The following is a 24592-nucleotide window of genomic DNA, read 5'->3' on the forward strand; positions in this document are numbered from 1 at the left end:
CGCACTGAGCTTCGGTTCGGTCGAAGGGCCGGACATAGCGCGGATGATTGACTTGATCCAGCGACGCGCCTAATCTTGAGTGATGGATGGTTCCCGTGCGGCGCGTGTCGTTCGGGAGTAAATGGGAATGCGAAGGGATGGACCCAGACAGGGCATCCTCATCGCAGCCGACCCCGCGACTGTAGAACGGTCAGGGTTCGCCATCCGGTCTCGTCCGATGGACGACGGATCATGCCGCGTGGTGCGGCTGGCGTCGCTCAGAGGGTGCAGCCGGAAAAGCCACTGAAGCAGCGATGCGAGCAACCGGGGTCGGACGCCTCCTTATCTACGAATCGTCCACCTCTTCGACATCGATCCGGTCGTCAGACGCCGGGCACACTGTTTCGGGAAGGCGAGGCGAACCCGTTCTCAGGGCCCTTGCCCTGCGTGACGCCGTGAGCCAGGAGACCTGCCAGCCACACCGCGCCGCGTCCTCATGATGCAGCGTTCCAGCGCCAGCACGGAGGTTGTCGTGGCACACGAAACGTTCGCCCACCGGGTCATCCGGGCCGGCGATTTTTACGCATGCGATTGTGGCCCATGCAATCTTGGCCCACGTGATCTTGGCCCGGCTGCTGCACGCGGCCGCGGCGGATCGCCCGCGCGTTTTCCGTATCATATCAGCGGGATAGCCGCGCGATCATGACATCTCCCCTTCACGGTACCACGCTCGTGCTCGGTGGCGCACGCTCCGGCAAGTCGAACTTTGCCGAGCGCCTGGCCGCGGAAACCGGTCTGGTGCGGCATTACATCGCCACCGGCCGCGCCTTCGACGACGAGATGCGCACGCGGATCGACACGCACCGGATGTCGCGCGGCGATCTCTGGACGACGCATGAGGAACCGGTCGATCTCGTCGGCCAGCTCGCGGCCATCGATGCGGTCGGCTGCGTCGTGCTGGTCGATTGCCTGACGCTGTGGCTCACCAATCTTATGCTGGACGAGCGCGATGTCGCCGCGGAATCGGCGCGCCTTGTCGCGAGCCTTCCCGCGCTCCGCGCCTCCGTCATCTTCGTTTCCAACGAGGTGGGCCTCGGGATCGTCCCCGACAACCGCATGGCGCGCGACTTCCGCGATCATGCCGGCCGGCTCCACCAACAGGTCGCGGCCGAAGCGCGCGACGTCTATTTCGTGGCGGCAGGATTGCCGCTCAAGATGAAAGGCTGAACCATGACAGATTCTCATCCGGCTTCCAAAGCCGGCGACCGGAAACCATCGGGCGCCAAGATCCCCGCAACCGTCATCACCGGATTTCTGGGTGCGGGCAAGACGACGCTGATCCGCAACATTCTGGAAAACGCCGACGGCCGGCGGATCGCGCTGATCATCAACGAGTTCGGCGATCTCGGCGTCGATGGCGACGTCCTGAAGGGCTGCGGGGCCGAAGCCTGCCGCGAGGACGATATCATCGAGCTCACCAATGGCTGCATCTGCTGCACCGTTGCCGACGATTTCATCCCCACCATGACGCGCCTTCTGGAGCGTGAGGGCCGCCCGGACCATATCGTCATCGAGACGTCGGGTCTCGCTTTGCCGCAGCCGCTGATCGCCGCATTCAACTGGCCCGATATCCGCACGCAGGTGACGGTGGACGGCGTGATCACGGTGGTGGACAGCGCGGCCGTCGCCGCCGGGCGTTTTGCCGACGATCACGACAGGGTGGATGCCGCGCGCGCCGAGGACGACAATCTCGACCATGAGAGCCCGATCGAGGAACTGTTCGAGGACCAGCTGACCGCAGCCGATCTCATCGTTCTCAACAAGACGGACCTGCTCGATGCCGCCGGTCTCGAAACCGTCCGCCGCGAGGTCGCCGCGCGCACCACGCGCAAGCCGAGGATGATCGAGGCCGCCAATGGCGCCGTGCCAGCCTCCGTGCTGCTCGGCCTCGGCGTCGGCACCGAAGACGACATCGCCAATCGCAAGTCCCATCACGAGATGGAGCACGCGGCCGGCGAGGCGCACGATCATGACGAGTTTTCGAGCTTCGTCGTCGAGCTCGGCCCCATCGCCGATCCCACCGGCTTCGTGGCCAAGCTGAAGGAGGTCGTCGCCGCACACGACGTGCTGCGGCTGAAGGGTTTTGCCGATGTTCCCGGCAAGCCGATGCGCCTCCTGATCCAGGCCGTGGGAACGCGGATCGACCCCTATTTCGACCGTGCCTGGGCGGCCGGCGAAGCGCGGCGCACGCGCCTCGTCGTCATCGGGCTCGATCATCTGGACGAGGCGGCCGTCCGCACGGCCATCGTCGCGGCAGCGGCATAGCAGGCGGGACCGGCGGCGGATGCATCTTCTTCTTGCGCAGAAAGGCACGATCTCGGACGGGGACGAGGCCATCGACCTCGGACAGACGCCGGGCGAGATCCTGTTTCTGTCCGCGGCCGATACGGAGCTCTCCTCCATCGCCGCGGCCTGCAAAGCCGCGTCCAGCGGGCGGACCGTGCGGGCGGCGAGCCTCCTGTCGCTGAAACATCCGATGTCGGTCGATACCTATGTCGAGCGCACGGCGCGGCATGCGAAGCTGATCGTCGTGCGGGCGCTCGGCGGCGCCTCCTATTTCCAATATGTGCTGGAGGCCCTCCACGCCACGGCCGTTACCCATCGCGCAAAAATCGCAGTCCTCCCGGGTTACGACAAGCCGGATCCGGCGCTCGACGCCTATTCCACCGTGTCGGCCGAGGACCGGGCGGAGATGCTTGGCTATTTCACCGAAGGCGGGCCGGAGAACATGCAGCGGTTTCTGGCCTACGCCGAAGCCGTCATCGATGCGCGCGAGCGGCCGGCCGCGGCAACGCCTCTGCTGCGAGCAGGCCTCTGGTCGCCGGACGAAGGCATCATCGGCGCGGACGACTGGGGGCGCACGCACGGGGGCGAGCAGCCGATCGTGGCGCTCTGCTTCTATCGCGCGCTCGTCCAGTCCGGCGAGACCCGGCCAGTCGCTGCCCTGGTCGAGGCGCTCGCCGCCGAGGGCATGCGGGCGCTGCCGGTCTTCGTCTCGAGCCTGAAGGACAAGCTCTCGGTCGGCACCGTCGAGGCGATCTTCGCGCGGTTCAAGCCCGATGTCGTCCTCAACGCCACCAGCTTTGCGGTGTCCGCGCCGGGCGGTGATCACAAGGGCACCGTGCTCGATGCCGGCGGTGCGCCGGTCATCCAGGTGCTGTTCTCCGCCTCGACGCGGCAGGCCTGGGAGGCCTCGTCGCAAGGCCTGATGGCGCGCGATCTCGCGATGAACGTCGCGCTGCCCGAGGTGGACGGGCGCATTCTCTCCCGCGCCGTCTCGTTCAAGGCGGCCGCGATCTATGACGAGGCGGTCGAGACCAACATCGTCGGCCACGCGCCGCTGGCCGACAGGGTGGCCTTCGTCGCGAAACTCGCGGCCAACTGGGCGCGCCTGCACCACACGCCTCCGTCCGGACGAAACGTCGCCATCGTGCTCGCCAATTACCCGAACCGGGACGGGCGGCTTGGAAACGGCGTCGGGCTGGATACGCCCGCCGGGACGATCGAGGTGCTGCGCGCGATGGCTGCGGCCGGCTATCCTGTGCGCGATGTGCCTGCCGATGGCGATGCGCTGATCCGGCATCTGATGGCCGGCCCGACCAATGCCGCACGCGACGGGCGCCACATCCGCGAAACGCTGTCGTTCAACGATTACAATGCGTTCTTCGCAACGCTTCCCGAACGGATTCAAGCGGAGGTCACCGCACGCTGGGGCGATCCGTCGCGCGACCCTTACGCCGATGGCGACCGTTTCGCGCTGCCGCTCGCCCGTCTCGGCGGCGTTCTGATCGGCATCCAGCCGGCGCGCGGCTACCAGATCGACCCGAAGGAGACCTACCATTCGCCGGACCTCGTGCCGCCGCATGGCTATCTCGCCTTCTACGCCTTCCTGCGCCGATCCTTCGGTGCGCACGCCGTGATCCATATGGGCAAGCACGGAAATCTCGAATGGCTGCCGGGCAAGGCGCTGGCGCTGTCGGAAACCTGCTATCCCGAGGCCGTCTTCGGCCCGCTGCCGCATCTCTATCCCTTCATCGTCAACGATCCCGGCGAGGGCACGCAGGCCAAGCGCCGGACCTCCGCCGTCATCATCGACCATCTGACCCCGCCGCTGACCCGGGCCGAGACTTACGGCGCGCTGCGCGATCTCGAAGGCCTGGTCGATGAATATTATGACGCCGCCGGCGGCGATCCGCGGCGCTTGCGGCTCCTGTCGAACCAGATCCTGCACCTCGTGCGCGATATCGGGCTCGATGCGGATGCCGGCATTGCCGAGACGGATGGCGAGGATGCAGCGCTGCAGAAGCTCGACGCCTATCTCTGCGACCTGAAGGAAATGCAGATCCGCGACGGTCTCCACGTCTTCGGGGTCTCGCCGGAGGGGCGGCTTCTGACCGACCTGACGCTGGCGCTCGCCCGCGTGCCGCGCGGCAGCGGCGAGGGTGGGGATGCCAGCCTGCAGCGGGCGATCGCGCGCGATTGCGGGCTCGTCAACGGGGAGGGTGCCGAGAGCGCGGCGTTCGATCCGCTCGACTGCGCCCCGGCGACGCTCTGGCAGGGGCCGCGCCCGCCTCTTTTGCTGGCCGTCAGCGACGATCCATGGCGCAGCGAAGGCGACACGGTCGAGCGTATCGAGCTTCTCGCGGCAAAATTCGTCGATGGCGAAATCGCCTGTCCCGATGACTGGAGTGCCACGTGCCTGGTTCTGGACGCCATCGAGACGCAGCTGAAACCCTCGCTCGTCGCCTGCGGACCGGCGGAAATCGCGGGCCTTCTCGCCGGCCTCGACGGGCGCTTCGTCGCCCCCGGGCCGTCCGGCGCGCCGACGCGCGGGCGGCCGGATGTGTTGCCGACCGGGCGCAATTTCTATTCCGTCGACAGCCGTGCCGTGCCGACGCCGGCCGCCTTCGAACTCGGCAAGAAATCGGCCGATCTGCTCATCCGTCGCTACCTTCAGGATCATGGCGAATGGCCGACCGCGCTCGGCCTCACCGCCTGGGGCACCTCGAACATGCGCACCGGCGGCGACGATATCGCCCAGGCGCTCGCCCTCATCGGCGCGAGGCCGCTCTGGGACCCGATGTCGCGGCGGGTCACGGGTTACGAGATCGTCTCGCCGGCGCTTCTCGGCCGCCCGCGCGTCGATGTCACGCTGCGTGTCTCCGGTTTCTTCCGCGATGCCTTCCCCGAGCAGATCGCCCTGTTCGACAGCGCGGTGCGGGCCATCGGCGCGCTGGAGGAGGACGACGAGGACAATGCGATCGCCGCCCGCATCCGCCGCGAAAGCGCGGACTGGCGCGACAAGGGGCTGAGCGCTGCGGAGGCCGAACGCCGCGCTTCCTACCGCGTCTTCGGCTCCAAGCCCGGCTCCTATGGTGCCGGCCTCCAGGCGCTGATGGACGAGAAGGGCGGAGCGGAGCGCGCCGAGCTTGCCGATGCCTATCTCACCTGGGGCGGCTATGCCTATGGCGCGCATGCGGAGGGTCGCGAGGCGCGCGGCGTTCTGGAAACGCGTCTCGCCGGCGTGCAGGCGGTGGTGCAGAATCAGGACAATCGCGAACACGATCTCCTCGACAGCGACGACTACTATCAGTTCGAGGGCGGCATGAGCGCGGCCGTCGAGCATCTCTCGGGCACGCGCCCGGTCATCTATCACAACGATCATTCCCGGCCGGAAAAGCCGGTCATCCGCTCGCTCGAGGAGGAGATCGGCCGCGTCGTGCACGGCCGGGTGGTCAATCCGAAATGGATCGCCGGCATGATGCGCCACGGCTACAAGGGCGCCTTCGAGATGGCGGCGACCGTCGATTATCTCTTCGCCTTCGCCGCCACCACAGGCGCCGTCCGCAGCCAGCATTTCGAGGCGGTCTACCAGGCCTTCGTGCTCGACGATGCGGTGCGCGCCTTCCTGGAGGCGGCGAACGGCCATGCCTTGCGGGATCTGCGGGCGCGGCTGACCGAGGCGATCGACCGAGGCTACTGGCAGCCGCGCTCGAACTCGGCGCGCTTCGAGCTTTCAAACAGCCTGACGCTCAGGGCGTCTTGAACTTTCAGGGGGACGATATGACCGAGGACACACCGGTAAGCGAGGTCGATCTGGAGCGCCATGCCATGAAGATGGCGAAGAAGAAGGTGGCGCGCGAAAAGATCATGGCGACGAAGACCGACGGCAAGGGCCTCATCATGGTCCATACCGGCAAGGGCAAGGGCAAGACCACGGCCGGCTTCGGCATGATCTTCCGCCACATCGCCCATGGCATGCCGTCCGCCGTCGTGCAGTACATCAAGGGCGGCTGGGAAACCGGCGAGCGCACGCTGATCGAAACGCATTTCCAGCACCTTTGCCGGTTCTATACGCTCGGCGAAGGTTTTACCTGGGAAACGCAGGACCGCGCCCGCGATGTCGCGATGGCGCAGAAGGCGTGGGAGACCTCGAAAGAGCTCATCCGCGACCCCGCCAATTCGATGGTGCTGCTGGACGAGATCAACATCGCGCTGCGCTACGATTACATCGACATCCACGAGGTCGTGCGGTTCCTTACCGAAGAAAAGCCGCCGATGACCCATGTGGTGCTGACCGGCCGCAATGCCCGCGAGGAACTGATCGAGATCGCCGATCTCGTGACGGAGATGGAGCTGGTCAAGCATCCGTTCCGCTCCGGCATCAAGGCGCAGGTGGGGGTGGAATACTGACGCATGTCGCGCAAAAGTGCGCAGCGGTTTTGCGATGACGACATGCGCAAGATCAGGAGCTGAAGCGCAAGGAGCGACTCTGAAAGATCGCGACGCGCTTCAGAACCCTAGCCAGACACGGACGGGATTTGCGGGATCGGCGAGCAGGCGGATGGCCAGCGCGATGCAGGTGATCACCAGCAGCGGCTTGATGATCGTCGCGCCGCGCTTCATGGCGAAGCGCGAGCCGACCTGCGCGCCGGCGAACTGACCGACACCCATCATCAGCCCGACCTTCCACAGCACGACGCCATAGCCGGCGAGCACGAGGAAGCCGCCGATATTGGAGCCGAAATTCAGGAGCTTGGTATGCGCCGTCGCCTTCAGCACGCCGAAGCCGGCAAGGGCGATGAAGGCCAGCATGAAGAAGGAGCCGGTGCCGGGGCCGAAAATGCCGTCGTAGAAGCCGATGGCGGGAACGACGGTCAGGCCGAAGACGAAGGGCGTGATGCGCTGGGTGCGATCCAGATCGGCCACGTTCGGCTTCAGCGCGAAATAGAGCGCGATGCCGATCAGCAGGAAGGGGAGCACGGCGCGTAGCACGTCGCCGGGAACCACGGTCGCCACCACGGCGCCGATCGCGCCGCCGGCAAGCGACAGGAGCGCCATCGGCAGCTGGCTTTTCAGGTCCACATGCCCGGCCCTGGCATAGGCAAGGCTCGCCGAGCCCGAGCCGAACAGCGACTGCAGCTTGTTGGTGCCGAGCGTTTCGAGCGGCGGCAGGCCGGCCAGTAGCATGGCCGGCACGGTGATCATGCCGCCGCCGCCGGCGATGCTGTCGATGAAGCCGGCGATGAAGGCCGCCACGAAGAGGAAGAGAAGCAGATGAAGCGCGAGATCGTGCACGATGGACCCTCGCCGTGGCGCCGGCAGCGGAATGTTTGAAGATGGCCCGCTCTTTGGCAGAGCCGGCCGCCAAAGGAAAGTGTTCTCGGGCGGCAATGGCTTTGCGAGCGTTCTCCAGGCGGGCGCATCGCGCTGTTCGCTCGTCATGATGATTCTGCGACAGGGTCTCCATAAGCAATTCCGGTCCGCGCAAATCTCTTGTAAGAGATCCCAATGCGACGGCGCCCGGTTCGGGCTGAAAACGCGTCCGGTGCGGCCGACCCTGATCGGGGGCTCATGCCGGAGCTGTCGAGGCCTCGACCGGAGAGACATCTCCGGCCCCCCGGCGTCTGCGCGTCTGCTGCCTGCGGTGTCGTCCCCGACCGCCGTCCGGTTGCAGGATCTGAAACGCGACCTGCCTTGCCCTCATCTGCGGGAATGGGCGGTTCGCAGTGGAGCGCGCGCGATGACGATGAGCGGTGATACGATGGAGCGCGGGCTCGTTCTCGGCCTTGGCTGCCGACCGGGTACCGCCGCCGCCGAGGTCCTCGATCTTGCGCAGGCCGTCCTGTCCGAGGCCGGTTATCCCGCGCTTCCGCTCCGCGCCGTCGCGTCGCTCGATGCGCGTGCCGCCGAGCCCGCCCTTCTCGCCCTTGCCGCGCATTTCGCCGTCCCGCTTCTCACCTTCGCGGCTGCCCGGCTGGAGAGGGAAACGCCGCGGATCGCCACGCCCTCGGCCGCGATCTTTCGCCTGACGGGGTGCCACGGCGTCGCCGAAGCCTCTGCGCTCGCCGCCGCAGAGGCCGGAGGCCGTCTGGTGGTGGCGAAGCGCACATCCGGCCGGGTCACGGCCGCCGTGGTGGACGTCGAATCGAATCAACCGCTTGCGACGATGTCTTCGACCGTTATGCTCGCATCTTCAGAGAGTGAATCATCGTCTCCCGTTCTGGAGTTGGCGGGATGAGCGATGCCCTGTTCGAAGGCCTGCCGGTGATGGCGCCGGGTGCGGTCTGGCTCGTCGGTGCCGGTCCCGGCGATCCCGGGCTGCTGACGCTGCATGCGGTCAATGCGCTGCGTCAGGCGGATGTGATCGTGCACGATGCGTTGGTCGATGCCGCCTGCCTGTCGCTGGCGCGGCCCGGTGCCGTGCTGGAGTTTGCCGGCAAGCGCGGCGGCAAGCCGTCGCCGAAGCAGCGCGACATTTCGCTCCGCCTCGTCGTGCTCGCACAGGAGGGCAAGCGGGTCCTGCGGCTGAAGGGCGGCGATCCCTTCGTCTTCGGCCGGGGCGGCGAGGAGGCGCTGGTTCTGGTCGAGCACGGCATTCCCTTCCGCGTCGTGCCCGGGATCACCGCCGGCATCGGCGGGCTCGCTTATGCCGGCATTCCGGTCACCCACCGCGACCTGACCCATGTCGTCACCTTCCTCACCGGTCATGATTCCTCCGGTCTCGTGCCGGATCGGGTCGATTGGGCGAGCGTCGCCAAGGGCTCGCCGGTCATCGTCATGTATATGGCGATGAAGCATATCCGCGAGATCACCGCCAATCTGCTGGCCGCCGGCCGCGCGCCGGACGAGCCGCTGGCCTTCGTCAGCAATGCCGCGACGACGCGTCAGTCCGTCCTCGAAACGACCCTGGGGCAGGCGGCGGACGATGCGGCCGCGGCGGGCATCTTGCCGCCCGTCATCGTCGTGCTCGGCGAGGTCGTGCGTCTGCGACCCGTTCTCGACTGGCTCGGCGCCGCCGCTGCGCAGGCCGATATCGCCGCCGCGCCGGCCGATGTCGCTGCAAAGGCACAGGAAGCATGAGCGGCATCCTCATCGCCGCCCCGTCCTCCGGCTCCGGCAAGACCACGATCACGCTCGGCCTGTTGCGCGCCCTCCGCCGGCGCGGCGTTGCCGTGTCGCCGGGGAAGGCGGGGCCGGACTATATCGATCCCGCCTTCCACACGGCCGCCTGCGGCATCGCCTGCGTCAATTACGATCCCTGGGCCATGCGCTCCGCCTTGCTCGATGCACAGGCCGCGCAGGGGCGGCGCAATGGCCGGCTGCTCGTCATCGAGGCGATGATGGGGCTGTTCGACGCGGCGATGGACGGCACCGGCGCGCCGGCCGATCTTGCCGCAGCGCTCGGCCTGCCCGTGGTTCTCGTGGTCGATTGCGGCCGGATGGCGCAGTCGGTCGCGGCCCTCGTCTCCGGCTATGCGCGGTTTCGCCCCGATGTGCGGCTCGCCGGCGTCATTCTCAACAAGGTCGGCAGCCCCAAGCATGAGGCCATGCTGCGCGGCGCGCTGGCGGGCATCGACATGCCGGTGCTCGGCACCATCGGCCGCGATCCCGCCCTTGCCTTGCCGGAGCGGCATCTCGGCCTCGTGCAGGCCGGCGAGCATGGCGGTCTCGATCGCTTCATCGAGCACGCCGCCGATGCCGTCGAGGCGGGGTGCGATCTCGACGCGCTCGTGGCCTTGGGCGCCGAGGCGCATCCCGCCCGGTTGGTCCACGGGCCGGTCCACGGGCAAATTGCGGCCATGGATCCGCTCGGTGCCCGGATCGCCATTGCGCGCGACGTCGCCTTCGCCTTTGCCTATGCGCACCTGCTTGCCGGCTGGCATGCCTCCGGTGCGCACTTGTCCTTCTTCTCGCCGCTTGCCGACGAGGCGCCGGCCGAGGAGTGCGACGCGGTCTATCTTCCCGGCGGCTATCCCGAGCTTCATGCGGGCCGGCTCGCTGCAGCGTCCACCTTTCGCAGCGGCATGCAGGCCGCAGCGGACCGGCACGCGCGGATCTTCGGCGAATGCGGCGGCTATATGACGCTCGGCGAGGGGATGATCGATGCCGCGGGGACGCGCCATGCCATGCTCGGCCTTCTCCCGCTCACCACGAGCTTTGCCGAGCGGCGCCGGCATCTCGGCTATCGCCGCGTCCGGCCGCTGGACGAGACCGGCTTTTTCCGGCCGATGATGGCGCATGAGTTTCACTATGCGACGATCGTGTCGGAAGGCGATGCCGCACCGCTCTTTGCGGTGGAGGATGCCGCGGGCACCTCGCTCGGCACTGCGGGCCTGCGCGTCGGCTCGGTCTCGGGCTCTTTCATGCACCTCATCGATCGCGCGCCCGACATCTGCGCGGTGCCGGCATGACGGCGCCGATCCAGCATGGCGGCGGTCTGTCGCGCGCCATGGCGCGCTATGGCGGCGCGGCTGCGGACTGGCTCGATCTCTCCACCGGCATCAATCCCTGCCCACCGCCCTTGCCGGAGATTTCCGCCGCCGTCTGGCATCGCCTGCCGGATGCCGACCTCGTGCAACGCGCAGAGGCCGCCGCTGGGCGCTTCTACGGCACCGGGCACCATCGTCCGCTCGCGGTTCCCGGAACGCAGTCCGTCATCCAGCAACTGCCGGCATTCGCCACGCCGGGCCGTCCTGTCGCCATCCTCGGCCCGACCTATGGCGAATATCGGCGGGTGTTGTCGCTTTCGGGTCTCGGCGTCGATCCGGTCTCCGATCCGCACGACATTCGACCCGATCACGGCCTCGCCGTCGTCGTCAATCCGAACAACCCGACCGGCCGCCTATTGCCGCGACAGACCTTGCTCGATCTCGCCGACCGCATGGCGGCGCAAGGCGGGCGGCTGGTCGTGGACGAGGCCTTCGGCGACGAGGTTTTCGCAAACAGCGTCGCGGCCGAGGCCTTCGTGCATCCCGGCCTCGTCGTCTTCCGCTCCTTCGGCAAGCTCTTCGGTCATGCCGGCATCCGGCTCGGCTTTGTCATGGCCGTGCCCGCCGTGCTGGAGACCCTGGCGACCGCGCTTGGCCCCTGGGCCGTCTCCGGGCCGGCGCTCGCCGTCGCCGCGCCGCTTTTCCAGGGCGATCTCGACGGTCTTCGATCGCGCATCGCGGAGCGGAAAGTGGGTCTGGAGAGCGCTTTGTCGGGCGCGGGCCTCCGCACGATCGGCGGCACACACCTCTTCTCGCTCATCGCGGTTCGCGACGGCGCCGCCCTGCAGCATGCGCTCTGCGAGCAGCATATCCTCACCCGCAGCTTCGATTACGCGCCGCAGTGGCTGCGGCTGGGCCTCACGCCCGATCCGGCATCCGACCGGCGGCTTCTTTCCGCGCTCTTGAAGGCCGCGGCCTGATGCGCCTCGTCATCCTCACGGCTGGCCTTCTCATCGACCGTATCGTCGGCGATCCCGATGGGCTGTGGCGCCGCCTGCCGCATCCCGTCGTTCTGTTCGGCATGGCGATCGGGTTCTGCGAGCGCCGGCTGAACCGGCCGGATCTCACGCCCTCGCAAGGCCGGTTTCGCGGCGTGGTGGCCATCTCCGGCCTTCTCCTCCTGTCGGCTGTGATCGGGGTGGTCATCCATATCGCCTTGTCGCGGCTCGGTCTCGTCGGTGCGGCGCTCGAAGCCCTGATCGTTGCCGTCTTCCTCGCCCAGAAAAGCCTGTCGGATCACGTCCTGCGGGTGGCGGCGGGGTTGCGGGAAGGCGGGCTTGCCGGCGGGCGACGGGCAGTCTCGATGATCGTCGGGCGCGATCCGCAGAGCCTGGACGAGGCCGGCGTCTGCCGGGCGGCGATCGAGAGCCTGGCCGAGAACTTTTCGGACGGCGTCGTGGCGCCGCTCGTCTGGTATGCGATCTGCGGGCTGCCCGGGCTTCTGGCCTACAAGATGCTGAACACGGCCGATTCGATGATCGGCCACAAGACCGAGCGCTATCTCCATTTCGGCTGGGCCTCGGCGCGGCTCGACGATGTCGCCAATCTGCCGGCCGCCCGGCTCTCGATGCTGCTGATCGCCGGCGGTGCCTGGTGGCGGCTCGGACGCGGGGCAGGGCGGAACGCGCTGTCCGTCGCGCTGCGTGATCAGGGCCTGCACCGCTCGCCCAATTCCGGCTGGCCGGAAGCGGCGATGGCCGGGGCTCTCAATCTGCGGCTTGCCGGACCCCGTCTCTATGCCGGCGCACGGGTCGAGGAGCCGATGATGAATGCGGCCGGCCGTCCGGTGGCCACCGCCGGCGATATCGTGCGGGGCGTCGGCGTCTTCCATTCCGCCTGCACGCAGGCGCTCGGCCTCGTGCTCGTCGCCGCACTCTGCCGGCTTTTTCTGTAGAGCCCGCATCCGCCGATCGGCCCGCGGGAAGGACGCGCATCCACAGGGTCATCGCCGTTCGATGCCCGCCGATGCTGCAACGCGGTCCTTTCGGCAACAGGACGGCGCAAAAATCCCCGCACCGCCGCAAGGCCATTGGCTTTTCCTGCGCAGTTACCCTATAGCTTCGGCAAAACTTGCCACACAAAGAGGTTTGCGCGTGACAGCCACATTCGACAAGGTCGCCGACATCATTGCAGAGACCAGTGAGATCGATCGCGAGACGATCACGCCGGAAAGCCACACGATCGACGATCTCGGCATCGACAGCCTGGATTTTCTCGACATCGTCTTTGCGATCGACAAGGAATTCGGCATCAAGATTCCGCTGGAAAAGTGGACGCAGGACGTGAACGAAGGCAAGGCCTCGACGGAGGAATACTTCGTCCTGAAGAACCTCTGCGCCAAGATCGACGAACTGCGCGCTGCCAAGGCCTGATCGGCCTTTCACCTGCTCCCGTTCCGCGATGCCGCCCGACGCCGCTCTTGCGCGCTTGACAGGCGGCATCGCCGTTTCTACCTGACGGCCTCGAACGCAATGTCCGGGTGCCGCCGTCACCGGTCCTGTCGCGTGTTGGGCCGCCCGTCGAGGTTTCCTGTTGCAGATCGCCCGTTCCGGGCTTTCTGGTTCGGGGTCGCTCCTCGCAGGCTTGGAGGTGGTAAGCGGATGATGTGTTATGCTGCTTGAATATTTCCAGATGATCGACCGCGTCGAGACCGTCGACATGACGGCGAAGACGCTGCGCGCCCGCTCCGTCGTGCCGACGCAAAGCCCCGTGTTCGAGGGGCATTTCCCGGGCTATCCGCTGGTCCCCGGCGTCCTCCTCATCGAAACGATGGCGCAGGCGTCCGGCTTCCTCGTGCTCGCCGTCACCGATTTCGCCGCCATGCCGTTCCTGATGACGGTCGATGGTGCGAAGATGCGCTCCTTCGTGGAGCCGGAAGCCGTGCTCGACATCGATGTGGTGCTCGAACATGACGGCTCGGGCTTTGCGGTGACGAAGGCGAAGATCTCGTCGGCCGGCAAGCGCATCGCGGATGCCCAGCTGAAGCTGCGCACCGTCCCCTTCGATCAGGTGCCGCTTGCGCCGATCGTCCGCAAGCGGGCGGAAGAGGTCGGGCTCATGGCGGCGCTGGCCGCCCGGGGTTCTCCGGAATTGCCCCCAGAATTGTCTCAGGAGTGACCGCATGAAGGCCGCCAACGACGTCGTGATCACCGGGGTGGGGATCGTCACCAGCCAGGGCGTGGGTGTCGCGCCGCATATCGCCATGCTGACGGCGGGGGAACCACCGGCGGTCGTGGTGGAGACGGAGCGCTTCGCGCCCTACCCGGTGCATCCGCTGCCGGCCATCGACTGGTCGGCCCAGATCGCCAAGCGCGGCGATCAGCGGCAGATGGAGAACTGGCAGCGCCTCGGCGTCTTCAGCGCCGGACTTGCGCTCGACGATGCCGGCCTCAAGGACGATGCGGAGGCCTGTGGCACGATGGACATGATCGTCGCGGCCGGCGGCGGCGAGCGCGACATTGCGGTCGACAGTCTGATCGTGGACGAGGGCCTCAAGCGCAACGACCGCGAACATCTGCTCAACGAGAAGCTGACGACCGAACTGCGTCCGACGCTGTTCCTCGCGCAGCTCTCCAATCTCATGGCCGGCAATATCTCGATCGTTCACAAGGTCACCGGTTCGTCGCGCACCTTCATGGGCGAGGAAGCGGCCGGTATCTCCGCCGTCGAAACCGCCTTTGCCCGCATCAAGGCCGGCCAGTCCAGCCACACGCTGGTGGGCGGCGCCCTTTCGGCCGAGCGGCTCGATATCATCCTGCTCGTGGAAGCCCTGCAGGCCCATGCGACCGGTCCCTGGCATCCGCTCTGGTCGCGCGGTGAAGGCGAGGGCGGCGGCATCATTCTGGGGTCCATCGGCGCCTTCCTGGTGCTCGAATCGCGCGACCATGCGGAGGCCCGCGGCGCGCATATCTATGCGACGATCGATGCCGTCGGCGGCGACCGCGGCCAGCGCGACGGCGGACGGCTGGAGGCGCGGCTCGACCAGTTGAGCGCGGCAGCGCCGGCCGAGGATACCGTCGTGTTCTCCGGCGCAAGCGGCCTTGCGGCCCTCGCTGCGCAGGAGCGGACGTGGCTTGAAAAGCGGTTTCCCGATGCGCCCGTGCGCGGTTATAGCGGCGCCGTCGGGCATGGGATCGAGGCGCAGTTTCCGCTCGGCCTCGCGCTGGCGGCGCTTGCGCTCGATGCCGGCGCCGTCGTGCCGCCGTTCGATCCGTCCGAGCCGCCCATGACCCGCGCGCCGAAGCATGCGATCGTCACGACGCTCGGCCATGGCCGCGGCGAGGGGGTCGCCGTGCTGTCAGCGCATGCCGGAACCGGTGCAGAGGAGCTTTCGTCATGACCAATGCCTATCAGGACCATCTCGGCCGCCCGCTGATCGCCGTCACCGGCATGGGCGTCATCACCTCGCTCGGACAGGGACTGCAGGACAACTGGGCCGCGCTCACCGGCGGCGTGTCCGGCATCCACAACATTACCCGCTTCCCGACCGACGGCCTGTCGACGCGGATCTGCGGTACGGTCGATTTTATCGACGTGCCCAACGAGAACTCGGTCGAGCGCTCCTATGCCATGGCGCGCGAAACGACGCTCGAAGCGCTGGCGCAGGCCGGGATCTCCGGCGATTTCGATGGCCCGCTGTTTCTCGCCGCGCCGCCGATCGAGCCGGAATGGAGCGCCCGCTTCGCGCTCGCCGACCGTTCGCCCCCGTCCGAAAAGCCGGCCGATGCCTATAACCGCTTCCTCGCCGCCATGCGCGACAAGGCCGATCCGGTGTTCTACGAAGCTGCACTCTTCGGTGCGATTTCCGAGCGCCTGTCCGACCGGTTCGGCACGCGCGGGCTGCCGGTGACGCTGTCCACCGCCTGCGCCTCGGGCGCCACCGCCATCCAGCTCGGCGTCGAGGCCATCCGCCAGGGCCGCACCACGCGCGCGCTGACGGTGGCGACCGACGGGTCGGTGAGCGCGGAAGCGCTGATCCGCTTCTCGCTGCTCTCGGCGCTCTCCACCCAGAACGATCCGCCCGAGAAGGCCTCCAAGCCGTTCACGCGCGACCGCGACGGCTTCGTCATCGCCGAGGGTGCGGCGACCCTCGTGCTCGAATCGCTCGAAGCCGCCATCGCGCGCGGTGCCAAGATTCTCGGCATCCTCAAGGGTTGCGGCGAAAAGGCCGATCTCTTCCACCGCACCCGGTCCTCGCCGGATGGCGGCCCGGCGATCGCGTCGATCCGCGCGGCGCTGGCCGATGCCGGCATTGCCGAAAGCGATGTCGGCTATGTCAACGCGCATGGCACGTCCACGCCGGAAAACGACAAGATGGAATATGGCGCGATGTCGGCCGTCTTCGGCGAAGGGCTCGCCCGTATCCCGGTGTCCTCGAACAAGTCGATGATCGGCCACACGCTGACGGCGGCGGGTGCCGTCGAGGCGGTGTTCTCGCTGCAGACCATCCTCACCGGCACGCTGCCGCCGACCATCAACTATCAGAACCCCGATCCGGCCATTGCCCTGGATGTGGTGCCGAACGTCAAGCGCGATGCGCAGGTGACGGCTGTGCTGTCCAACTCCTTCGGCTTCGGCGGGCAGAATGCCAGCCTGGTCATGACGGCCGAACCTGCCTGACGCCCTGATATTGACACGCATGAAGACGACAGACGAACCCGCGGAAACGATAAGGAAAAGACCATGCGCGCGCTGCAACTGATCGACGACCGGAAGCTTGAAGTCACCGACCTGCCGGAGCCGGACGCACCGGGCCCCGGCGAGGTGACGCTGCGCGTCAAGGCCGTCGCGCTCAATCACATCGACGTCTGGGGCTGGCGCGGCATGGCCTTTGCCAAGCGCAAGATGCCGCTCGTCATCGGTGCGGAAGCGGCAGGCGTCGTGGAGACGATCGGGCCGGGCGTCGCCAACGTTCTTCCCGGACAGCTGGTGTCGATCTACGGCGCCCGAACCTGCGGCCTCTGCCGCCCGTGCCGCGAAGGTCGCGACAATCTCTGCGAACATGTGAGCGGCGTTCACGGCTTCCACCTCGACGGTTTTGCGCAGGAGAAGGTCAATCTTCCCGCCCGCCTTCTCGTGCCGGCACCGCCCGGCATCGATGCGGTTGCGGCGGCGCTCGCGCCCGTGACCTTCGGGACGGTGGAGCATATGCTGTTCGACAATGCGAAGCTCGAGCCGGGCGAGACGATCCTCGTCCATGCCGGCGGTTCCGGCATCGGCTCGGCGGCGATCCAGCTTGCCAAGAAGATCGGCTGCACCGTCATCACCACGGTCGGCTCCGACGACAAGATCGAGAAGGCCAAGGCGCTCGGTGCCGATCACGTCATCAACTACCGCACCGACCGTTTTGAAGGCGTCGTGCGCAAGCTGACGAAGAAGAAGGGCGTCGATGTCGTGTTCGAGCATGTCGGCAAGGACACCTGGGCCGGCTCCATGCTCTGCATGAAGCGGGGCGGGCGGCTCGTCACCTGCGGCTCCACCTCGGGCGTTTCGGCCGACATGAACCTGATGATGCTCTTCCAGCAGCAGCTGAAGCTCATCGGCTCGTTCGGCTGCCGGATGGAGAACATGGCCGATGCCATGCAAAAGATGGCGCGCGGTCTCGTTCATCCCGTCATCGATACGGAAGTGACCTTCGAAAACATCGACCGCGCGCTGGAGCGCATGGAGGGTCGCCAGGTGTTCGGCAAGATCGTCCTGCGGCTGGATTGACCGCCGTGCGCAGCCTGATCACGCGGCTCGTGCTGTTTGCCCGGCACGCCCAGGACTGGATCGTCGCGCAACTCGCCTTCCTGCCGCTGATGCTTTTGAAGCTGCTGCCGGCGGATACGGCGCTAAACCTTATGGATCGCGTCTCGCGGTTCGCCGGACCGCGCTTCATGCGCGGCCGGCATCTGCTGACGCTCGCCAATCTGCGGGCCGCCTATCCGGAAAAGAGCGACGACGAGATCCAGGCGATCGCGCTCGAAAGCTGGGGGTCGATCGGCCGGCTCGCTGCAGAATATGTCTTTCTCGACCGGTTGTTCGATTATGATCCGACACGCGGCGCGCCCGGCCGCGTCGAGGTGGTCGGTGCGCCGATCTTCCTTGATCTGCGCGACAATCCGCGCCCCTTCATCGTTTTTACCGCCCATACGGGCAGCTTCGAGATGCTGCCGGTGGCGGGCTCGGCCTTCGGCCTGGATGTCACCGTCCTCTTCCGCCCGCCGAACAATGCGACCATGGCCAAGAAGGTCTTCGAGTTTCGTGCCAAGCGCATGGGAACGCTCGTGCCCTCTCACGCGGGCTCATCCTTCACCCTGGCCCGCAAGCTGGACGAGGGACACGGGATCGGTGTGCTGGTCGATCAGAAGTTCCGCAAGGGTCTGGAGACGACCTTCTTCGGGCAGCCGGTGAAGACCAATCCGCTTCTGGCCAAGCTCGTTCGGCAGTTCGGCTGCGAGGTCTATCCCGCCCGCTGCATCCGGCTTCCCGGCAATCGCTTTCGCCTGGAGATCGAGCCCGCCGTGACCATTCCCCGCAAGGAAGGCGGCAGCGTCGATGTCGAGGCGACGGCGCAGCTGCTCAACGACACGGTGGAGCGCTGGGTGCGGGAATATCCCGGCCAATGGCTCTGGTACCATGATCGCTGGCACGTGAAGCGCAGAGTTGCCCGCGAGACCAAGACGAAAATGTAGCGAAGCGAGCGTCCCTCGACCTCCTCCCGAAAAACGTGCAGGAACGGCCAGAGCGCGTGTGTCCTCTCTAAAAAAGGCATGTGAAATTCACGATACTGTAAGGGATCGGTTGAAAGGCGTCGCCGCGGGTGTAAAGTCGTATCCCACTGGTTCGAGCAATTGATGAGACATGCTGATTCATGCCCTTGCAGAGAGACGACAGTCCCTTACCGGGCACGCTTGAATATGGAGATGACGCGTGAGGACGCTGATCGATTTATTCTGGATGAAATACTCCAAGCTGTATGAGGCTGTTGACCAGGGCGATGCTTTGCTGATCGACGGGCTCGATCGTGAAATCAAACCGTTGGTCAAGGCCATCGAGAACAAGCAGGCCAGGAGCGCCGAGGAAGCCCGGCTTCAATTCGACTTTCTTCTGGATCTCCTGCGGCAGGAAGCCGACGACCGCGCCCATGTGATCCGGCACAGCAATACCTTGTCCCGGCTTGCCGAGCGCTACTTCGTCGAGGCGGAAACGGGGCGATTCCGGATCCGCGATCCGGGCATCTCCCTGACCTGCGATTCGCCGCCGCCCGAAAAGGCGCAGGAGCCGTCTTTGGACGAGGATGTCCTCGACAGCCTTCCCGACCACGTCTTCGTCATCACGACCGACTACCGCTATCTCTACACGAATGCGTTGCATGCGCGGGCGGTCGATTCGAAGGTCCTGTCTCTCGTCGGCCGGCCGGTGGTCGAGCGTTCCGATCAGCAGCCATTCTTCGAGGACAGTCTGAAGCCGCGTCTCGAGCGCTGTTTCCGCGGCGAGATCGTGGACACCACCTATGCCCGTGAGGTGAACGGGCGAACGATCGTGATCCGCTCCCGCATGACGCCGGCCCGTTGCGATGCGGGCGAGATCATCGGCGCCATCGTCGTCTATCAGGAACTGGCCAACCGCCGCCGCACGGTCGCAGCCGAGGCGGCAGCCTGACGCCGCGGCGGGAACCGGCAGTCTGAAGCCGCGCGCCTTGCGTCACGGAGCGTCGTCAAACGCCGAATCCGGATCCCCGACGGGCCCGAGTTAAAGACCGGGTTCCAGAATGTGCTTGAGCTGCATCAGGTCCTTGCGGACCCATTCCACATCGCGCCGAAAGCTCTGCGCGTCGGTGCCCGGCTGCTGCAGAACAGTAAACACGACCACCGCACCTTCACCGTTCGGCGTTACGCGGAAAGCGTTGTAGGTTGTCTCGCCCGTCTCCAGCACCACCGTGTGGTCCATGACGCCGAGGCTGTTGGTCGGGGTGAAAAAGATCTTCGCCGTGCCGAGAGGGCCGGTCGCGATCCAGTGATCGCCGGCCGGTTGCAAGCCGCTTGCAAGCCCCGAGGCCCAGAGCGGCATGGTCTCCGGCTGGCTTGCATAGGCATAGACCGCAGCCGCGTCGCGCGCGATGACCACATCGACCGTTTGAACGTTCCGGATCATTTCCGCTCTCCTCCAGGGCCCGATGCGCCTGCGCGCCGGCGCAGGCCGAGGCCGTCTTCGCAGGCTTGCCGATCGTCCGCCGCTCTCCCGGCGTCGCGCCGGAAATGTAGCTTGCGACTTCAACAATGTCTTGTGGTTCCGTCTTTCCGGTGCCAAAACTTGCGGCGTTCACCCATCGGGCAACCGGCTGCGACGGTCGGCATTGCGGGTAGGGCACATGGATGGAGCGCCTGCCGGACACCGGCATCCCCGCGTTCCAGGATCTAACGGAGGCATACACGTGGCACAGGCGGAAATCGGCCTCATCGGGCTCGGCGTCATGGGGTCCAACCTCGCGCTCAACATTGCCGAAAAGGGCAACACGATCGCGGTGTTCAACCGCACGGTGGAGCGCACGAGAGAATTTTACGAAGAGGCCGGCGATCTGAAGGATCGCATCATCCCCTGCGAAACGATCGAGGACTTCGTTGCGGCGATCAAGCCGCCGCGGCCGATCATCATCATGATCAAGGCCGGCGATGCCGTCGATCAGCAGATGGAAATCCTGAAGCCGCATCTGGAAGCGCACGACATCATGATCGATGCCGGCAACGCCAATTTCCGCGACACGATGCGCCGCTTCGACACGCTGAAGGACAGCGGCCTGACCTTCATCGGCATGGGCGTGTCCGGTGGCGAGGAAGGCGCGCGCCATGGTCCCTCGATCATGGTCGGCGGTCTGGAGGAAAGCTGGAAGCGCGTCGAGAAGGTTTTGACCTCGATCGCCGCGCGCTACGAAGGCGATCCCTGCGTTGCCTGGCTCGGCGAGAACGGTGCGGGTCATTTCGTCAAGACGATCCATAACGGCATCGAATATGCCGATATGCAGATGATCGCGGAGATCTACGGTATCCTGCGCGACGGCCTGAAGATGAGCGCCGCCGAGATCGCCGAGGTCTTTGCGACCTGGAACAAGGGCCGACTCAACTCCTTCCTGATCGAGATCTCCGAGATCGTCCTGCGCGCCGGCGACCAGCTCGGCTCCGGTCCGCTGGTCGATGTCATTCTCGACAAGGCCGGCCAGAAGGGCACCGGCAAGTGGTCGGTGATCGAGGCGCAGAACATGGGCGTGCCGGCCACAGGCATCGAAGCCGCCGTTGCCGCCCGCAGCCTGTCGTCGATGAAGGCCGAACGCGAGGCTGCCGAAAAAATTCTCGGACTGCCGGACGTGCCGCCGCTGTCGATCGGCGACAAGGCGGCCTTCCTGGCCGATCTCGAAAACGCGCTGCTTGCGGCCAAGATCGGCGCCTATGCGCAGGGCTTCGCCGTCATGGCGGCAGCGTCGCGCGAGTTCGGCTGGAACCTGCCGATGCCGACCATCGCCCGCATCTGGCGTGCCGGCTGCATCATCCGCTCGCAGTTCCTCGACGAGATCACCAAGGCGTTTACCGAATCGCCGGATGCCGCAAACCTCATCGTCACCCCGGCCTTCGCGGCCATGGTCAAGGAAACCGACGGCCCGCTGCGTCGCGTCGTCTCCACGGCGGTGCTCGGCGGCCTTCCGGTTCCGGCACTCGCCTCGGCGCTCGGCTATTTCGACAGCTATCGTCGCGCCCGCGGCACGGCGAACATGATCCAGGCCCAGCGCGACTATTTCGGCGCCCATGGCTATGACCGCACCGACGGCAAGGATTCGCATCACGGCCCCTGGGGCAGCGGCCTCGTCGCCGAACGCTCGTAAGCCGGCGATCTGCGTCTCCACGAACAAAAGGGCCGCGCGACATTCTCGCGCGGCCCTTTCTGTTCTGGTTTCTCTCGATCCGAGGCTGACGAAGCGCCGGCCTATCTGTCGACGCCGCTCAGGCTCTGCAGCTCTTCCGCCGGTTTCCCGGCGATGCGGGCGAGAACGGCCTTGGCGAGTTCATGGCCGGCATGGCGGATGTCCTCCTTCATGGTGATCACCTCGGGGCGCAGCCAGCCGAGAAAGTCGCTCGGCACCTTCGAGACGACATCGAGATCCTGTCCGATCTTGCGGCCGGTTGCCTCGATCGCGGCGATCAGGGCGATCGTTCCGGCGCCGCTTCCCGAGACGATGCCATCCGGCACGACGCCGCCGCGCAACAGCGTTTCGAAGGCGGCGCGGATATCGATCAGCGAGTGATCGATATCGACATCGTCGAACGGGACGGTCTCGACGCCGAAGTCGCGGACCGCGCGTTCGAAGCCATGGCGCATGTGCCGGTGGAAGGTGAGGTGGGGCGGCGGCTGCAGTAGGGTCAGCCGACGGCGACCGCGCTCCACCAGCGTCCGCACCGCCGCATAGGCAAAGCCCTCATTGTCATAGTCGTGATAGGGGTGTGCCAGCCCCATCTCGGTGCGCCCATGCGTGGCGAAGGGGAAGTTGCGCTCCAGCATCAGCGCAACGCGCGCGTCCTTCGGCTCGGTGCGCGAAATGATGACGCCGTCGGCCGCGCCCGTGTCCAGCACGTAGCGAACCGGGGCGAGGGCGTCCCGCGAGGGGCTGTAGGGCGTGACCACGAGATGGTAGGGCGTGGCCGCCAGCACCTCGGAGATGCCGACGACGATCGGGCTGGTCAGGCCCATGATCTCCTCTTCCAGCGACAGGACGAGGCTGATGACATTGGTCTTGCCGGTCCGCAGCCGGACGCCGGCGCGGTTCGGTTGGTAGCCGACCTGCCGCGCGACGAGACGGACGCGCTCCTTGGTTTCCGCGCCGATATCGGGTGCATCCTTCAGCGCCCGCGACACGGTGGTGATACCCAGTCCCGTCATGAAGGCGATCGTCTTCAGCGTCGGCCGATCGTTGGCAGGCAGGCTCGATGCGGGGCGGGCACTGCCGGTCTGGGCGCCTGTCTCGGCTGCTACGGGCGCGGAACCACCGGTTCGTTTCGTGTCGTCCATCCTTGCCTGCCCTTCCATTCCGGCCCTTGAAGCCGGCTATCCCTACCACTTCGATGCAGCTTGACCAAACTCGCTCCTGTCGTGCCTACACCAAAAATCTGCAACGATACAGTTGATCCGATGTTCATTTTACGGGACGCCCGCTCGGTTGCAATCGTCACACGAGCGGTCCGCCCGTCGTTTCCGTTTGCTGCACTGCAGAGCGGCAGTCAGACGTTCTTTTAGGCAGTCATTCTAATGACATCATCGTTTCAACGGCTTCTTTGCCTCAGGCGCGGATCGTGCACTGCACCTAAGGGTCGGAGGGGCGGTTCCTCATGGGCGAATAGATCGCGTTAAAGTAGAAATTGGTGGATCGCAAGAAATTTGCTCTCTGCCGTGTTGCGCGCTTTCCCGACATCCGCTAGGTTTTTACGGCAACGTTACAGTGAGGGAGGAGACTCATGATGACACGGTTTCGCGCAGCAATTCTGGCTGCCAGTGTAGTTCTGCCGCTGGGTGCGGCTCATGCCACCGATCTGGAGGTGACGCATTGGTGGACGTCCGGCGGGGAGGCCGCGGCGGTCGCGGAACTGGCCAAGGCGTTCGATGCCACCGGCAACAAATGGGTGGACGGCGCGATCGCCGGCTCGGGCGGCACGGCGCGTCCGATCATGATCAGCCGCATCACCGGCGGCGACCCGATGGGCGCCACGCAGTTCAACCATGGCCGTCAGGCCGAGGAGCTCGTTCAGGCCGGCCTGATGCGCGACCTGACCGATGTGGCGACGGCCGAAAAGTGGAAAGAGGTCATCCGGCCCGCGAGCCTGCTCGACGCCTGCACGATCGACGGCAAGATCTATTGCGCGCCCGTCAACATCCACTCCTGGCAGTGGCTGTGGCTCTCCAACGCGGCCTTCAAGACGGCCGGCGTCGAGGTTCCCAAGACCTGGGACGAGTTCGTGGCGGCCGGCCCGGCGCTTGAGAAAGCCGGCATCGTTCCGCTCGCGCTCGGCGGTCAGGCCTGGCAGTCCGCCGGTCTGTTCGATGTGCTTCTCCTGTCGCTCGGCGGCAAGGATTTCTACCTCAAGGCCTATGGCGACAAGGACCAGGCGGCGTTGACCGGCCCGGATATGGCCAAGATCTTCAAGGCGGCCGACGATGCGCGGCGCATGGCCAAGGGCTCGAACGTCCAGGACTGGAACCAGGCGACCAATCTGGTCATCACCGGCAAGGCCGGCGGGCAGATCATGGGCGACTGGGCGCAGGGCGAATTCCAGATCGCCAACCAGAAGGCCGGCACCGACTATTCCTGCCTTCCGGGCCTCGGCGTCAATGCCATGATCTCGACCGGCGGCGACGCGTTCTACTTCCCGCTGCTCAAGGACGAAGCCAAGGCCGAGGCGCAGAGCGTCCTCGCCAAGACCATCCTCGATCCGGCGACGCAGGTCGCGTTCAACCTCAAGAAGGGTTCGCTCCCGGTTCGTGGCGACGTCGATATGTCGGCCACCAATGACTGCATGAAGAAGGGGATCGACATCCTCGCCAAGGGCAATGTGGTCAAGAGCGCCGACGAGCTTCTCTCGGCCGACATCCAGAAGCAGAAGGAGGACCTGTTCTCCGAATTCTTCTCGAGCACGACCATGACGCCCGAGGACGGGCAGAAGCGCCTCGCCAGCATCATCGCCTCCGCCGAGTAAAGGCGGGACGAAGGGAGGGTGAAGGCTTTCGGCCTTTGCCGCCCCGTCGCCGCCGTCCTCTGG

At 66.3% G+C, this 24592-nt stretch carries 21 protein-coding genes and 1 riboswitch; of the genes, 18 read left to right on the plus strand and 3 right to left on the minus strand.

Features of this window, described 5'->3' with window-relative positions; genetic code table 11:
• Window positions 1–70 precede the first annotated feature (70 nt).
• Window positions 71–471: riboswitch (cobalamin riboswitch) on the plus strand.
• 210 nt (window positions 472–681) lie between these two features.
• From cobU to cobO, 4 genes are read left to right on the plus strand one after another with little or no spacing between them, the layout of a single operon-like run.
• A complete protein-coding gene (gene cobU / locus ASG39_RS03145) occupies window positions 682–1206 on the plus strand; it encodes a bifunctional adenosylcobinamide kinase/adenosylcobinamide-phosphate guanylyltransferase (RefSeq protein ID WP_062592697.1) in 525 nt (174 codons plus the stop codon).
• Between the two features lie 3 nt (window positions 1207–1209).
• Window positions 1210–2304: a cobalamin biosynthesis protein CobW gene (gene cobW / locus ASG39_RS03150; protein ID WP_062592700.1), complete on the plus strand. Its 1095-nt coding sequence runs from the start codon at window positions 1210–1212 to the stop codon at window positions 2302–2304.
• A 19-nt stretch (window positions 2305–2323) separates the two neighbouring features.
• Window positions 2324–6085, plus strand: a complete 3762-nt coding sequence (gene cobN, locus ASG39_RS03155; RefSeq protein WP_062592702.1) for a cobaltochelatase subunit CobN — start codon at window positions 2324–2326, stop codon at window positions 6083–6085.
• 17 nt (window positions 6086–6102) lie between these two features.
• Window positions 6103–6732 carry a cob(I)yrinic acid a,c-diamide adenosyltransferase gene (gene cobO / locus ASG39_RS03160; protein WP_062592704.1) on the plus strand — a complete coding sequence of 210 codons (630 nt, stop codon included), beginning with the start codon at window positions 6103–6105 and terminating at the stop codon, window positions 6730–6732.
• 99 nt (window positions 6733–6831) lie between these two features.
• Here the strand turns inward: cobO and ASG39_RS03165 are convergent, their stop codons facing one another.
• A complete protein-coding gene (locus ASG39_RS03165) occupies window positions 6832–7617 on the minus strand; it encodes a TSUP family transporter (protein ID WP_062592706.1) in 786 nt (261 codons plus the stop codon).
• Between the two features lie 445 nt (window positions 7618–8062).
• On the opposite strand from ASG39_RS03165, the gene ASG39_RS03170 reads away from it, so the two are divergent.
• From ASG39_RS03170 to ASG39_RS03225, 12 genes are all read left to right on the plus strand, one after another.
• Entirely contained in the window at window positions 8063–8560 is a 498-nt protein-coding gene (locus ASG39_RS03170) for a cobalamin biosynthesis protein (protein ID WP_156467993.1), read from the plus strand.
• Window positions 8557–9402 (plus strand): uroporphyrinogen-III C-methyltransferase, encoded by an 846-nt coding sequence (gene cobA, locus ASG39_RS03175; RefSeq protein ID WP_062592708.1) that lies wholly within the window; start codon window positions 8557–8559, stop codon window positions 9400–9402. Before ASG39_RS03170 ends, cobA begins: the two co-directional genes overlap by 4 nt.
• Window positions 9399–10733 carry a cobyrinate a,c-diamide synthase gene (locus tag ASG39_RS03180; RefSeq protein ID WP_062592709.1) on the plus strand — a complete coding sequence of 445 codons (1335 nt, stop codon included), beginning with the start codon at window positions 9399–9401 and terminating at the stop codon, window positions 10731–10733. The genes cobA and ASG39_RS03180 overlap by 4 nt, the downstream gene beginning before the upstream one ends.
• Complete coding sequence (gene cobD, locus ASG39_RS03185) at window positions 10730–11731, plus strand: threonine-phosphate decarboxylase CobD (protein WP_062592711.1); 1002 nt, start codon at window positions 10730–10732, stop codon at window positions 11729–11731. The genes ASG39_RS03180 and cobD overlap by 4 nt, the downstream gene beginning before the upstream one ends.
• Window positions 11731–12705 (plus strand): adenosylcobinamide-phosphate synthase CbiB, encoded by a 975-nt coding sequence (cbiB, locus tag ASG39_RS03190; protein ID WP_062592713.1) that lies wholly within the window; start codon window positions 11731–11733, stop codon window positions 12703–12705. The genes cobD and cbiB overlap by 1 nt, the downstream gene beginning before the upstream one ends.
• Before the next feature lie 193 nt (window positions 12706–12898).
• Window positions 12899–13183 (plus strand): acyl carrier protein, encoded by a 285-nt coding sequence (locus ASG39_RS03195; RefSeq protein ID WP_132532573.1) that lies wholly within the window; start codon window positions 12899–12901, stop codon window positions 13181–13183.
• A gap of 238 nt (window positions 13184–13421) precedes the next feature.
• Window positions 13422–13928, plus strand: coding sequence for a 3-hydroxyacyl-ACP dehydratase FabZ family protein (locus ASG39_RS03200; RefSeq protein WP_062592718.1), 507 nt, complete (start codon window positions 13422–13424; stop codon window positions 13926–13928).
• Window positions 13929–13932: 4 nt separating this feature from the next.
• The gene (locus ASG39_RS03205; protein WP_062592720.1) at window positions 13933–15150 is read left to right on the plus strand and encodes a beta-ketoacyl-ACP synthase; all 1218 of its coding nucleotides are present in this window, start codon (window positions 13933–13935) and stop codon (window positions 15148–15150) included.
• Complete coding sequence (locus tag ASG39_RS03210; RefSeq protein WP_062592722.1) at window positions 15147–16430, plus strand: beta-ketoacyl-ACP synthase; 1284 nt, start codon at window positions 15147–15149, stop codon at window positions 16428–16430. The genes ASG39_RS03205 and ASG39_RS03210 overlap by 4 nt, the downstream gene beginning before the upstream one ends.
• A gap of 63 nt (window positions 16431–16493) precedes the next feature.
• Complete coding sequence (locus ASG39_RS03215; RefSeq protein ID WP_062592724.1) at window positions 16494–17522, plus strand: zinc-binding dehydrogenase; 1029 nt, start codon at window positions 16494–16496, stop codon at window positions 17520–17522.
• Complete coding sequence (locus ASG39_RS03220; RefSeq protein ID WP_156467994.1) at window positions 17519–18487, plus strand: lipid A biosynthesis lauroyl acyltransferase; 969 nt, start codon at window positions 17519–17521, stop codon at window positions 18485–18487. Before ASG39_RS03215 ends, ASG39_RS03220 begins: the two co-directional genes overlap by 4 nt.
• 238 nt (window positions 18488–18725) lie before the next feature.
• Window positions 18726–19457 (plus strand): PAS domain-containing protein, encoded by a 732-nt coding sequence (locus ASG39_RS03225; RefSeq protein ID WP_156467995.1) that lies wholly within the window; start codon window positions 18726–18728, stop codon window positions 19455–19457.
• A 90-nt stretch (window positions 19458–19547) separates the two neighbouring features.
• Here ASG39_RS03225 and ASG39_RS03230 read toward each other — a convergent pair whose 3' ends face one another.
• Window positions 19548–19949 carry an SRPBCC family protein gene (locus tag ASG39_RS03230; RefSeq protein WP_062592726.1) on the minus strand — a complete coding sequence of 134 codons (402 nt, stop codon included), beginning with the start codon at window positions 19947–19949 and terminating at the stop codon, window positions 19548–19550.
• 280 nt (window positions 19950–20229) lie between these two features.
• Between ASG39_RS03230 and gndA the strand changes: the two genes are divergently transcribed.
• Window positions 20230–21669: an NADP-dependent phosphogluconate dehydrogenase gene (gene gndA, locus ASG39_RS03235; RefSeq protein WP_062592727.1), complete on the plus strand. Its 1440-nt coding sequence runs from the start codon at window positions 20230–20232 to the stop codon at window positions 21667–21669.
• 101 nt (window positions 21670–21770) lie between these two features.
• On the opposite strand, the gene ASG39_RS03240 is transcribed toward gndA, so the two are convergent.
• Window positions 21771–22850: a LacI family transcriptional regulator gene (locus ASG39_RS03240; protein ID WP_082476878.1), complete on the minus strand. Its 1080-nt coding sequence runs from the start codon at window positions 22848–22850 to the stop codon at window positions 21771–21773.
• Between the two features lie 443 nt (window positions 22851–23293).
• Between ASG39_RS03240 and ASG39_RS03245 the strand changes: the two genes are divergently transcribed.
• Window positions 23294–24529 carry an ABC transporter substrate-binding protein gene (locus ASG39_RS03245; RefSeq protein WP_062592728.1) on the plus strand — a complete coding sequence of 412 codons (1236 nt, stop codon included), beginning with the start codon at window positions 23294–23296 and terminating at the stop codon, window positions 24527–24529.
• The last annotated feature ends 63 nt before the right edge of the window (window positions 24530–24592 follow it).

It is taken from the genome of Rhizobium sp. Leaf371 (assembly GCF_001424045.1).
Taxonomy (GTDB): domain Bacteria; phylum Pseudomonadota; class Alphaproteobacteria; order Rhizobiales; family Rhizobiaceae; genus Ferranicluibacter.